The organism is uncultured Rhodococcus sp. (assembly GCF_963525155.1).
GTDB classification, from domain to species: domain Bacteria; phylum Actinomycetota; class Actinomycetes; order Mycobacteriales; family Mycobacteriaceae; genus Rhodococcus_F; species Rhodococcus_F qingshengii.
Window position 1 is genome coordinate 1 of sequence record NZ_CAURKP010000152.1, and the last position, 12,475, is coordinate 12,475.

Here is a 12,475-nt window from a genome sequence, read left to right on the forward strand (position 1 = left end):
AGGTGATGGTGCCGCGCACCGACATGGTGTGGATCGAGAACGACAAGAATGCCGGGCAGGCAACGTCGTTGGCCGTGCGCAGTGGTCACTCGCGCCTGCCGGTCATCGGGGAGAACGTCGACGACGTGCTCGGTGTCGTCTACCTCAAGGATCTGGTCAAGCAGACCTACCACCTGCCCGACGGCGGCCGGAACGTCAACGTCTGCGACGTCATGCGGCCCGCCGTCTTCGTTCCCGACTCGAAGCCGCTCGACAGCTTGCTGGCCGAGATGCAGCGCGACCGCAACCACATGGCGATACTCGTCGACGAGTACGGCGGAATCGCCGGGCTCGTCACGATCGAGGACGTCATCGAAGAGATCGTCGGTGAGATCGCCGACGAATACGACGAGGACGAGACGCCGCCCATCGAGGATCTCGGTGACGGAATGTTCCGCGTATCCGCGAGACTTCCCATCGAAGACCTCGGTGAATTGTTCGATCTCGAACTCGAACTCGACGAGGTGGAGACCGTCGGCGGGCTGATCGGATACGTACTCGGCCGAGTGCCACTTCCCGGTTCCGAAGTGGAGTACGACGGTTTGATCCTGCGCGGCGAGGGAACCAATACGGGCCGAGGCCGGGTACGCATCAGCACGGTGTTCGTGCAGCGCATCCCGCCGTCCGAAGACGAAGAGACAGAAGACACCGATGACTGAGCGAGAGTTCAGCGAGGAGCAGTTATGAGCAAGAACGAATTCCGGTCAGGCTTCGTGTGTTTCGTGGGTCGACCCAATACGGGCAAGTCCACGCTGACCAACGCGTTGGTCGGCAGCAAGATCGCGATCACGTCCTCGCGCCCGCAGACGACGCGCCACACGATTCGCGGCATCGTTCACCGCGAGCATGCGCAGCTGATCCTGGTGGATACCCCTGGACTGCACAAGCCCCGCACTTTGCTCGGGCAGCGCCTCAATGACCTGGTTCGCGACACGTACTCCGAGGTCGACGTCATCTGCCTGTGCATCCCGGCCGACGAGGCCATCGGGCCCGGAGACCGCTGGATCGTGCAGCAGGTCCGTCAGATGGCGCCCAAGACCAAGCTTGTCGGCATCGTGACCAAGATCGACAAGGTCAGCCGCGACGCCGTCGGAAAGCAGTTGCTCGCGCTGTCCACCCTGCTCGGTCCCGAATCCGAGGTCGTTCCGGTGTCCGCGAAGTCGGGTGAACAGGTCGAGATCCTGGTCGACGTCCTCGCCGGTCTGATGGACGAGGGCCCGGCCTTCTACCCGGACGGGGAACTGACGGACGAGCCCGAAGAGGTGCTCATGGCCGAACTGATCCGTGAGGCTGCGCTCGAGGGGCTCGGCGAAGAATTGCCGCACTCCCTGGCTGTGGTGATCGAGGAGGTCATCCCGCGCGAGGGACGCACCGAGAAGCAGGGCGAGATGCTCGACGTGCATGCACTGCTCTACGTCGAGCGGCCCAGTCAGAAGGGCATCGTCATCGGTAAGGGCGGAGCGCGTCTGCGGGAAGTCGGTACCAGTGCGCGCCTGCAGATCGAGAAGCTGCTCGGTGTGCGGATCTTCCTGGAGCTGCACGTCAAGGTCGCCAAGGACTGGCAGCGCGACCCGAAGCAGCTCGGCCGGCTGGGCTTCTAGGGCCGGAGGACCCTGAGGATCGCCGCGCCGATGTCCTGCTCGTCGACGCCGGTGGCCAGGCGTCGGAGTTGGAGGCCGGTGATGACGGCGACGAGCGTCGATGCAATCGACTCCGGATCAGGTACACCGAGTGCCGTCAGAATCGTGACGGTCAAATCGTCGTAGGCGGCGAAGCATTCGACGGCGACTTCGTGGAGTTCGTGGTCGCGCCCGGCGGCGATGTACATCTCGAACGGCGCGATCCGCTCGGCCGAGAACGAAAGATCTCGCGTCACCTTTTCGGCTATTGCCGCGGCGTCCTCGACGCTCAGACCTTTGTCGCGGTACTCCTCGGCCAAGGCGCGCAGGCGCGTCGTCTCGTCGGTCACGAAACGAGACAGAGCAGCGCGGAGCATGTCCGACTGGCTGGCGAAGTGATACGTGATCGATCCGAGTGAGACGCCGGCCTGCGCGGCGATGCGCCGGTTGCTCACACCCGGGATGCCGTCGGTACCGACGACGTGCAGAACGGCGTCGAGTATTCGCTCGCGAACGTCCCGGTTACTCATCGGGTCACCACCACGGCTCGGGTCGGACCTGATCCCAACGCAGGACCGATTCCAACTGTGAAGCGAGGGAGACCAACAGAGGTTCGGTGTTCTCGTTGCCCATCAACTGCGCACCGATGGGCAGGCCGGCCTTGCTGAATCCGGCCGGCACGTTGACCGAGGGCCAGCCGAGGACGTTCCACGGCCACGCGTAGGGGCAGGCGCCGGTCATGACCTTGTCGGTGTCCCAGCCACCGATGCCGTCGATCGCGGTCGCCATGATCGGTGGGGTTGCCGTCGTGGGTGCCAGGACGACGTCGTAGGTGTCGAAGATCGCTCCGATCCGCTTTCGCATCCGCGGCTCGGCCGCGCGGGCCGCGCGCAGAGGTGCGCCGCGAAGTAGCTTGCCGTTCTGGGCATTTCCACGTGTTCTGGCATCGACCAGTTTCGGGTCGGGAACGCGTCCGAGCCAGTCGTGGACCCCGACGAGCGAGCGGGGCAGAAAGTTCAGGCCGAAGATCAGGCCGTATGCGGGATCGTCGACGACGACATGGTGTCCGAGTTCCCGCAGCGTGTCGGCGATCGAATGCACGGCCAGGCGCACTTCCGGGTCCAGCTTCACGGGAGTGGCGGTGAACGGATTGCGAAGGGAAAGCGCGATTTTCAGTTTTCCGGGGTCGCGTCCCACCGCGTCGCTGACGGTGACCGGTGTCGGCTTGTGGAGATCGCCGTCATGGTTGCCGGCAGCGACGTCGAGCAGCAGTGCCGCGTCGGCGACGGTGCGAGCGAGAGGTCCGTTGACCGTCAGGCCGTAGAACGCTTCGGCGTCGGGCCAGGTTGAGATGCGCCCGCGCTGCGGTTTGATTCCGACGAGGTTGGTCCAGGCCGCAGGGATTCGGATGGAACCGGCACCGTCGGAACCGATTCCGGCGCTGACCAATCCGGCGGCGACGGCCGCGGCGGTGCCGCCCGACGATCCGCCTGGAGTGTGGTGACGCGACCACGGATTGCGCGTGTAACCGAAGGCTGAACCGCTCGTGAGCGGCCACTGACCCAATTCCGGGCTGTTGGTCTTGCCCACGATCACTGCGCCGGCGTCGCGGAGGCGTCGAATCATCTCCGAGTCCTCGGTCTTGGCCGGGAAATCGCCAGGGCAACCGAAGGCCGTGGGTTCGCCGGTGATGTCGACGTCGTCCTTCACTGCGATCGGCACACCGAGCAGCGGCAGACGCTCGCCGAGTGCGAGACGTCTGTCGGCCTCGGCAGCTTCCTCGAGTGCCTTCTCTCGCCGCACGATCTTGAACGCATTGAGGTGAGGCTGAGTGGCCTCGATCCGGCTCAGCGTTGCCTCGGTGGCCGCGACGGACGAGGTAGCGCCCGAGGCCAGACTCGCAACCTGGTCGACAAGACCGGGGGCGAGATCGTGGTCGGTTCGAGAAGTCATCAGGTTCCCTTCGCAAAACTGTTCGTTCGAACGAACAGTAACTTGTTTCAGTATTAGTGAACTTCGGTTTCGCGTCAAGATCGCGTCAAGACGCCAGGTCAGTGCGTAAGCGGATCGTCAGAGACGCGGAATCGGCCTTTCCGGAGGTCGAAGCTGAGAGAGCGCATCCGGTCGAGGGCGACCGCGCGTCATGGCTGCGATGCACAGCAGCACGGCAAAAGATTTCGAAGAGGGAAGCTCATGGCCGATCTGGCCTACGTTGCTCTGATTCTCGGCGGTTTTCTCGTGTGCGCGCTGGTACTGCGCGCCCTACAGGCGAGCGCTCCCAAATGACGGTTGCCGGTGTGGTCAGCGTGGTTCTGATCGCCGTCGCCGCGGCATTGGTCATTTACCTGCTCGTTGCACTCGTAGATCCTGAGAGGTTCTGATGCCACCCGCTCTTGCAGCCGGCCTGCAGATCGCTTTTGTCCTCGTCGTTCTGGCAATCGCCTACGTCCCGGTGGGCGACTACATGGCGCGTGTTTACTCGTCGACGCGAGATCTTCGGGTCGAGAGTGTGATCTACCGCGTCGGTCGGATCGACTCCAGGGCTGAGCAGACGTGGTACGGCTACGCCGCAAGCGTTCTCGGATTCTCACTGGCCAGCGCATTGTTCCTGTACTTCCTGCAACGGATTCAGGGAGTACTGCCGCTGAGTGACGGTCTGTCCGGGGTCAGTCCTGCCGTTGCCTTCAACACCGCAATTTCCTTTGTGGCGAACACGAACTGGCAGTCGTACACGCCGGAAACGACGATGAGCAACTTCGTTCAGCCCGTCGGTCTGGCGGTGCAGAACTTCGTCTCGGCAGCGGTCGGCATGGCGGTGGCCATCGCATTGGTTCGTGGCTTCATTCGGGTGGCCAGGGGCGGCGAGATCGGCAACTTCTGGGTCGATCTGACGCGTGGTTCTCTGCGCATCCTCCTCCCGTTCTCCTTCGTGATCGCCCTGATCCTGTTGAGCCAGGGAGTGATCCAGTCGTTCCACAGCGGTTTCGCCTCCACCGGCCTCGACGGCAATGCGGTGACCAATGCACTGGCCCCCGTCGCGTCCCAGGAAGCGATCAAGGAACTCGGCACCAACGGTGGCGGGATCTTGGCTGCCAACTCGGCGCACCCGTTCGAGAACCCCACCCCGTTGAGCAATGTCGTCGAGATCCTGGCGATCCTGTTGATTCCGGTCTGCCTCACCCGAACGTTCGGAACTCTAGTCGGGGATCGTAGGCAAGGCCTCACCCTGCTGGCAGTGATGGGAATCCTGTGGAGCGGGCTGCTCGCAGTCACGCTCGCTGCCGAATCCGGCGCACGCGGTGTTGCCGCCACAGCAGCTGGTTCGATGATGGAGGGCAAGGAAGTTCGCTTCGGAATCCCCGGATCGGCGTTGTTCGCGGTGGCGACCACGGGGACGTCGACGGGCGCGGTGAACTCGGCCCACGACAGCATGTCGCCCCTCGGCGGCGGCGCGGTCCTGCTCAACATGTTGCTCGGCGAAATTGCGCCAGGTGGAGTCGGAACCGGCCTCTACGGGATTCTTGTGCTGGCATTGATCGCAGTGTTCGTCGGCGGACTGCTGGTCGGTCGCACGCCCGAATATCTCGGCAAGAAGTTGGGTCGACGCGAGATCACCCTTGCGGCGCTGTCGATTCTGGTCATGCCCGCGCTGGTCTTGATCGGTACCGCCATCACCGTCATCCTCGGTTCGACCACCGGTTATCAAGGCAACGGGGGAGATCCGGGCACGCCGGGATCGATCCACGGGTTCAGTGAGGTGCTTTACGCCTTCGCCTCCGCCTCGAACAACAACGGCAGCGCCTTCGGCGGTCTGACGGTCACCAGCGACTGGTTCCAGTCGTCTCTCGGAATCTGCATGCTTCTCGGCCGTTTCCTGCCGATCATCTTCGTTCTCGCTTTGGCCGGTGCTCTTGCCTCGCAGAAGAAGGTGTCGCCGACGGCCGGCACCCTCCCGACGTCCGGACCGATGTTCACCGGTTTGTTGACCGGCACCGTCGTTCTTGTTGCTGCACTTACATTCTTCCCGGCCCTCGCGCTGGGCCCGCTAGCGGAGGCTCTTCAATGACCGTGCGTATCAGTGAGAAACCCGTGGTAGCGCAAGACGCTGCCGACAAGGTTGATCCAGGGCAGTCCCGTCAAGTACACGCAGGCGTTTTCAACCCGCGGCAGATGATCACCGCGTTGCCGGGGGCCGTGCGCAAACTCGACCCACGCCACCTCGCCCGAAACCCGGTCATGTTCGTGGTGTTCGTCGGTTCCGTCATCACCACTGTCATGGCGATCGCCGATCCCTCGGTGTTCTCCTGGGTGATCACCCTGTGGCTCTGGTTCACGGTGATCTTCGCGAACCTTGCCGAATCCGTGGCCGAAGGGCGCGGCAAGGCGCAGGCGGCGAGTCTGCGAAAGGTGAAGCAGGACACCACAGCACATCGGATCACGATGAGCGGTGCGATCGAATCGGTGTCGGGCACCGAACTGGTGGTCGGCGATCGGGTGATAGTGGTTGCCGGCGAGGTCATCCCCGGCGACGGCGACGTGGTCGAGGGTATTGCCTCCGTAGACGAATCGGCGATCACCGGTGAATCCGCGCCGGTGGTCCGTGAATCCGGTGGTGACCGGTGCGCCGTCACCGGTGGTACGACGGTTCTCTCGGACCGCATCGTCGTGGAAATCACCGCAGCACCGGGCAGTTCGTTCGTGGACCGGATGATCGCGCTCGTCGAGGGTGCTTCACGTCAGAAGACACCCAACGAGATTGCGCTCAACATCCTGCTCGCGTCGTTGACCGTCATCTTCCTCCTCGCCGTCGTAGCCATCGGTCCGATGGGCTTGTACGCGGGGCACGAGCAGGATCCGATCAAGCTGATCGCACTTCTCGTCTGCCTGATCCCGACGACCATCGGAGCGCTGCTCTCGGCGATCGGTATCGCGGGCATGGACCGCCTCGTCCAGCGCAACGTTCTCGCGATGTCGGGGCGCGCGGTGGAAGCTGCGGGCGACATCGACACCCTGTTGATGGACAAGACCGGAACCATCACTTTCGGTAACCGCCGGGCCACCGCACTCCATCCGGCGCCCGGTGTATCCGCCGACGATCTTGCTGCGGCAGCTCGCTTGTCGAGCCTTGCCGACGGAACTCCCGAGGGACGGAGCATCGTCGAGCTGTGCGCAGCGGAGTTCGGTCTTGCTGCCGAGCCGACGCTGGACGAGGAACGCGCAGAGTTCGTTCCGTTCACGGCACAAACCCGGATGAGCGGACTCGACCACTCCGGACGCCAAATCCGAAAGGGTGCAGCAGATGCGGTGATGAACTGGGTCGTCAGTGGCGGTGGACACGCGGAGAGCGCGGTGACCGACACCGTGAACGACATCGCCCAAGCGGGCGGAACGCCGCTGGTAGTTGCCGTCAAGCAAGGTGAGAGTACCTCGATCCTCGGCGTGATCGCGTTGTCCGACGTCGTCAAGCCGGGAATGGCTGACAGGTTCGCCGAACTCCGGGCGATGGGTATTCGCACGATCATGATCACCGGCGACAATCCGTTGACCGCGAAGGCGATTGCCGACGAGGCGGGCGTCGACGACTTCATGGCGGAGGCCACCCCGGAAGACAAACTGGCCCTGATCCGGAAGGAACAGGAAGGCGGACGTCTCGTCGCGATGACCGGTGACGGGACCAATGATGCTCCCGCCCTTGCCCAGGCCGATGTCGGGGTCGCGATGAACACGGGAACCTCGGCAGCCAAAGAGGCCGGGAACATGGTCGATCTCGACTCCGATCCCACCAAGCTGATCGAGGTGGTGGAAATCGGCAAGCAATTGCTGATCACCCGCGGCGCGTTGACCACATTCTCGTTGGCGAACGACCTGGCGAAGTATTTCGCAATCCTGCCGGCCTTGTTCAGCGGTATCTACCCGCAGCTGGACGCGTTGAACATCATGCGTCTCGCCACCCCCGAATCGGCGATCGTCTCGGCCGTGATCTTCAACGCCTTGGTGATCATCGGTTTGATTCCGTTGGCACTCAAGGGTGTTCGATACCGACCGTCGACGGCATCGCAGTTGCTCGGACGTAACCTGCTCGTCTACGGTCTCGGCGGTGTGATCACACCGTTCGTCGGTATCTGGTTGATCGATCTCGTCGTACGTTTGATTCCTGGAATTGGGTGACCTGACATGCGTTTCACTATCGGTTTTGCCAAACAGGTGTGGGCGGGTTTGCTCGTATTGCTCGCGCTCACCGTCGTTCTCGGTGTGGTCTATCCCGCCGCGGTGTGGGGTGTCAGCCGGATCAGCTCCGGATCTGCCGAAGGCTCACCGGTCACCGATGCCGCCGGTTGCGTGGTCGGCAGTGCCTGGGTGGGTGTCGATCCGCAGGTCGCCGAAGGGCAGCAGGACCCGTTCTTTCACAATCGTGTTGTCGGATCCGTTTCGGACGAGGATCCGTTTGCCACCGGTGATCCCGCTGCGGCACTGCCGTCCAACCAGGGGCCGAGCAGCGGGATTCTGGCCGGATTCGTCATCGAGCGCCGGGCAGCCATCGCGGCACGTGAGGGTGTCGACCCGGCATCGGTTCCCGTCGACGCAGTCACCGGTTCGGGCTCGGGTATCGATCCCCACATCAGTCCGGCGTACGCCGAACTGCAGGTCGCGAGGGTGGCGGCGAACAACGGCATCTCGGAAGACCAGGTGCGGGACTTGGTGGCCGAGCACACCGACGGTCGGCAACTCGGATTTCTCGGAGCCGAGCGAGTCAACGTACTGGAATTGAACCTGGCACTCGGATTGACGGCACCTACGTGTGCTGCACCGACGACTGGTGGATGATTGTCACGTGAGTTCTTCGGAGAAGATCGGTCAATCTTTCGGTAGGGCACGCAAACGTGGTGAATTGCGTATCTACCTCGGCGCTGCGCCTGGCGTCGGAAAGACCTTCGCGATGCTCGGTGAGGCTCATCGGCGTCGAGATCGTGGCTGTGACGTGGTCGCGGCCGTCGTGGAGACACACGGCCGCGCCCGCACCGCGGCGCAGATCGGAGACCTCGAAATAGTGCCGCCCAAGCTGGTGGATTATCGCGGAACACGGATGCCGGAACTGGACGTCGAGGCCGTGTTGGCTCGGCGTCCGGCCCTTGTCCTGGTGGACGAGTTGGCACATACCAACACGCCAGGGAGCAAGAATCACAAGCGCTGGCAGGACGTACAGGAACTGCTCGAAGCCGGGATCGACGTTCTGTCCACGGTCAACGTGCAACACCTCGAAAGCCTCAACGACGTTGTCGCGCACATCACCGGCGTGGTTCAGCAGGAGACGGTTCCGGACGCGGTAGTGCGTAGTGCGGCGCAGGTCGAGCTGGTCGACATCACCCCGGAGGCGCTGCGCCGCAGACTTTCTCACGGAAACGTGTATTCACCGGAACGGGTCGATGCGGCCTTGGGCAATTACTTCAGACGCGGAAACCTCACGGCGCTACGCGAACTGGCTCTGCTGTGGGTGGCCGATCAGGTGGACGCCGCACTGGCGAAATACCGGGCCGAGAACAAGATCACCGATACCTGGGAAGCGCGCGAGCGTGTCGTCGTTGCCGTGACCGGGGGACCGGAGTCGGAAACCCTGGTACGGCGCGCATCTCGAATCGCGTCGAAGTCGAGCGCCGAGCTGATGGTGGTCCACGTCGTACGCGGTGACGGACTCACCGGTGTCTCGGCCCCCGAGATGGGCAAGGTGCGCGCGTTGGCTGTCGGAGTCGGCGCCACGCTTCACACCGTTGTCGGTGACGACGTACCGTCGACGCTCCTCGAGTTCGCGCGTGAGGAGAACGCCACACAGTTGGTGCTGGGAACGTCGCGGCGTTCCCGCCTGGCTCGCATCCTCGACGAGGGGATCGGCGCTGCTGTGGTTCAGCAGTCCGGTGGTATCGACGTTCACATGGTCACGCACGAGGAAGCGACGGCGCGACGACGCATTTCGGTGCTGGGGCGCTCGGAGCGCCGGGTCCTGTCGTGGATTGCGGCGATCGTCGTGCCTTCGCTCGCGGCCGCGATCATGGGTCTCGTCGACCGAATCTCCGGGGTCAACGGCGAGAACGCGCTGTTCTTCGTCGTGGTCGTTCTGGTTGCCCTCCTCGGCGGCGTCGGCCCGGCGATATTGTCGGCACTGATCTCGGGACTGCTGCTCAATTACTTCTTCACCGATCCGCGGTACAGCTTCACCATCGCCGAACCTGACAACTTCATCACCACTGTCGTGCTGTTGATCGTGGCTGTGGCAGTTGCCGTTCTGGTCGACGCCGCAGCAAAGCGCGCCCGCGAGGCGAAGCGCGCATCCGAGGAAGCCGAACTGCTCACACTGTTCGCGGGATCAGTTCTCCGCGGAGCGGATCTGTCGACACTTCTGGCGAAGGCACTCGAAATCTATCGCCAGCGAGGGGTTTCCGTCATTCATCACGACGACGGAGTCATCGCTGCCGTCGGTACGCAGCCGCCGACCACGGACGACGAAGCGGATACGGTCTGTGAGGTCAACGACGGGGAATACGCGCTGTTGTTGGCTGGGCCCGACCTGAGTGCGCGGGACCGACGAGTGCTGACGGTGGTCGCTCACCAAGCAGTTGGGATGATCCGCCAGGAGAAACTGACAGTCGAGGCGAGCAAGGCTGCCGCGCTCACCGAGGCTGATCAACTGCGTCGAGCCTTGCTGTCAGCGGTAAGCCATGACCTGCGAACGCCTCTCGCCGGAGTGAAGGCGGCGGTGTCCAGTCTGCGCAGCGACGACATCGAGTTCTCGCCCGAAGACACCGCTGAATTGTTGGCAACCATCGAGGAGTCGGCGGATCAGTTGACGGCACTGGTCGGGAACTTGCTCGACTCGTCCCGCCTTGCCGCCGGGGTGGTGAAACCCACGCTCCGGCCGGTGTATCTGGACGAGGTGGTTCACCGCGCGTTGCTGGGCCTCGGCATCGGTGGACGCTCGGATTCGCGGGCTCGAAGTGTAGTCGTCGACGTGGGTACCGTTGCAGTGCAAGCAGATCAAGGTCTGCTAGAGCGGGTGATTGCGAACATCGTCGACAACGCTCTGCGCTACGGGGGAGAAACCCCGGTGCGCGTCGGGGCGGCGCAACTCGGTGATCGTGTGGTGATCAGTGTTGCCGATACGGGCCCAGGTGTTCCGCGAGGTGAGGCCGAAACGATGTTCCAGCCGTTCCAACGGATGGGAGATCGCGACAACACCGGCGGAGTGGGCCTCGGACTTTCCGTGGTGCGCGGATTTGTCGATGCGATGGGCGGAACAGTCAGCGCCACAGACACACCTGGTGGGGGATTGACGATGATCGTGGAGTTGGCTGCGGCCGGTACGAATGGGAATGGATCATGAGTCGAATCCTGGTAGTGGACGACGAACCGCAGATTCTGCGAGCTCTGCGTATCAATCTTTCGGTGCGCGGGTACGAGGTGGTGACCGCGTCTACGGGCGCGGGTGCCTTGCGGGCTGCTGCCGAGCGTCCACCGGACGTCGTGGTACTCGATCTCGGACTGCCCGACATGGACGGCACCGAAGTGCTTGCCGGCCTGCGTGGCTGGTGCACGGCGCCGGTCATCGTGCTGTCGGCGCGCACGGATTCCGCGGACAAGGTCGAGGCTCTCGACGCCGGTGCGGACGACTACGTCACCAAGCCCTTCGGGATGGACGAGTTTCTGGCCCGCGTGCGCGCTGCGGCGAGGCGGGGAACCTCCGCGGCGGACACTTCGGAACCGTCGGTCGAGACCGCGTCCTTCACGGTGGACTTGGCTGCGAAAACAGTGAGTCGGCGCGGTGAACAGGTGCACCTGACTCCGACCGAGTGGGGCATGCTCGAGATGCTTGTGCGCAACCGCGGAAAGCTGGTCGGGCAGAAGGAGTTGCTTCGGGAAGTGTGGGGACCGGCGTACGACACCGAGACCCACTATCTACGTGTCTACCTGGCTCAACTTCGTCGGAAGCTCGAGGATGACCCGGCGAACCCCAAGCATCTGATCACCGAGGCAGGAATGGGTTATCGATTCGTGGTGTGAGAAGCCAGGTCACAGCACAACTACCAATTTGCCACGTGCCGTACCGGCTTCCATCTTGGCATGTGCTCGCGCGATGTCCTCGAACGCGAACACCTCGTCGATCGGTACCACCGCCTCGCCTGACGCCACAGCGGAGAGGAAGTCTTGCAGTACGTCGGCAGGCAGGTCGGACGCGTCCCCACCGTACGAGGTCAATCGCACTCCGCGTGGAATGTAGTCGATCGGATAAAAGTCTTTGACTGTCCACTCGTTGGACAGCATTCCCGTGAAACACACGGTGCCGTGAACGCGGGTCGCGCGCAACGTGTCGGGAAGTGTTGGTGTTCCGACCAATTCGAGGGCCAGATCAACACCGCCCGGGAGGATGTCTCGAACCTGGCCGGCCACAGCACCGTCGTCGACGATAACGTGGTCAACCCCGATCGCGGTCAACGACGACGCTTTGTTCGCATCTCGGGTGGTCGCAAGGACAGTGAGTCCCCACTGCTTCGCCAGGACTGCGGTTGCCATGCCGACCGAGGAGGTTCCTCCCCGGATCAACAGGGATTGACCGGATTTCGCGTCCAGTCCTACCGTCAGCGAGCCGTAGGACGTCTGCAGCATCTCGGGAACAGCTCCCACTGTCGACCAGTCCAGTTCGCTCGAGAAGGGAACGACCTGACTGACGGGAACGCACGTGTACTCGGCATAACCGCCGTCGAACGTCCTCCCCATCCCACCCATCATGGCGGCGACTTGCCGGCCTTCGGTGAGCTCCCCGCCGGGGC

At 63.5% G+C, this 12,475-nt stretch carries 11 protein-coding genes; 8 read left to right on the forward strand and 3 right to left on the reverse strand.

The window, feature by feature from the left end; all coding sequences use genetic code 11:
* Together RWT78_RS23055 and era are read left to right on the forward strand one after the other, a co-directional pair.
* On the forward strand, window positions 1-698 hold a 698-nt coding region (locus RWT78_RS23055; protein WP_314681118.1), incomplete at its 5' end, for a hemolysin family protein.
* Window positions 699-722: 24 nt separating this feature from the next.
* Window positions 723-1,640: a GTPase Era gene (era, locus tag RWT78_RS23060; RefSeq protein WP_003944451.1), complete on the forward strand. Its 918-nt coding sequence runs from the start codon at window positions 723-725 to the stop codon at window positions 1,638-1,640.
* Here era and RWT78_RS23065 read toward each other — a convergent pair.
* Together RWT78_RS23065 and RWT78_RS23070 are read right to left on the reverse strand one after the other, a co-directional pair.
* Window positions 1,637-2,188: a TetR/AcrR family transcriptional regulator gene (locus tag RWT78_RS23065; RefSeq protein WP_030536607.1), complete on the reverse strand. Its 552-nt coding sequence runs from the start codon at window positions 2,186-2,188 to the stop codon at window positions 1,637-1,639. The two genes, era and RWT78_RS23065, sit on opposite strands and share 4 nt — an antisense overlap.
* Before the next feature lie 4 nt (window positions 2,189-2,192).
* Complete coding sequence (locus RWT78_RS23070; RefSeq protein WP_314681123.1) at window positions 2,193-3,611, reverse strand: amidase; 1,419 nt, start codon at window positions 3,609-3,611, stop codon at window positions 2,193-2,195.
* A gap of 329 nt (window positions 3,612-3,940) precedes the next feature.
* Between RWT78_RS23070 and kdpF the strand changes: the two genes are divergently transcribed.
* From kdpF to RWT78_RS23100, 6 genes are read left to right on the forward strand one after another with little or no spacing between them, the layout of a single operon-like run.
* Window positions 3,941-4,039, forward strand: a complete 99-nt coding sequence (gene kdpF / locus RWT78_RS23075) for a K(+)-transporting ATPase subunit F (RefSeq protein ID WP_007731078.1) — start codon at window positions 3,941-3,943, stop codon at window positions 4,037-4,039.
* Entirely contained in the window at window positions 4,039-5,724 is a 1,686-nt protein-coding gene (gene kdpA, locus RWT78_RS23080) for a potassium-transporting ATPase subunit KdpA (protein ID WP_314681129.1), read from the forward strand. The genes kdpF and kdpA overlap by 1 nt, the downstream gene beginning before the upstream one ends.
* Window positions 5,721-7,826: a potassium-transporting ATPase subunit KdpB gene (gene kdpB / locus RWT78_RS23085; protein ID WP_314681132.1), complete on the forward strand. Its 2,106-nt coding sequence runs from the start codon at window positions 5,721-5,723 to the stop codon at window positions 7,824-7,826. The genes kdpA and kdpB overlap by 4 nt, the downstream gene beginning before the upstream one ends.
* 6 nt (window positions 7,827-7,832) lie before the next feature.
* A complete protein-coding gene (locus RWT78_RS23090; protein ID WP_314681134.1) occupies window positions 7,833-8,483 on the forward strand; it encodes a potassium-transporting ATPase subunit C in 651 nt (216 codons plus the stop codon).
* Between the two features lie 7 nt (window positions 8,484-8,490).
* The gene (locus RWT78_RS23095; protein WP_314681138.1) at window positions 8,491-11,031 is read left to right on the forward strand and encodes a sensor histidine kinase KdpD; all 2,541 of its coding nucleotides are present in this window, start codon (window positions 8,491-8,493) and stop codon (window positions 11,029-11,031) included.
* Window positions 11,028-11,708, forward strand: coding sequence for a response regulator (locus tag RWT78_RS23100; protein ID WP_003944545.1), 681 nt, complete (start codon window positions 11,028-11,030; stop codon window positions 11,706-11,708). Before RWT78_RS23095 ends, RWT78_RS23100 begins: the two co-directional genes overlap by 4 nt.
* Before the next feature lie 9 nt (window positions 11,709-11,717).
* Here the strand turns inward: RWT78_RS23100 and RWT78_RS23105 are convergent.
* On the reverse strand, window positions 11,718-12,475 hold a 758-nt coding region (locus tag RWT78_RS23105; protein WP_314681143.1), incomplete at its 5' end, for a zinc-binding dehydrogenase.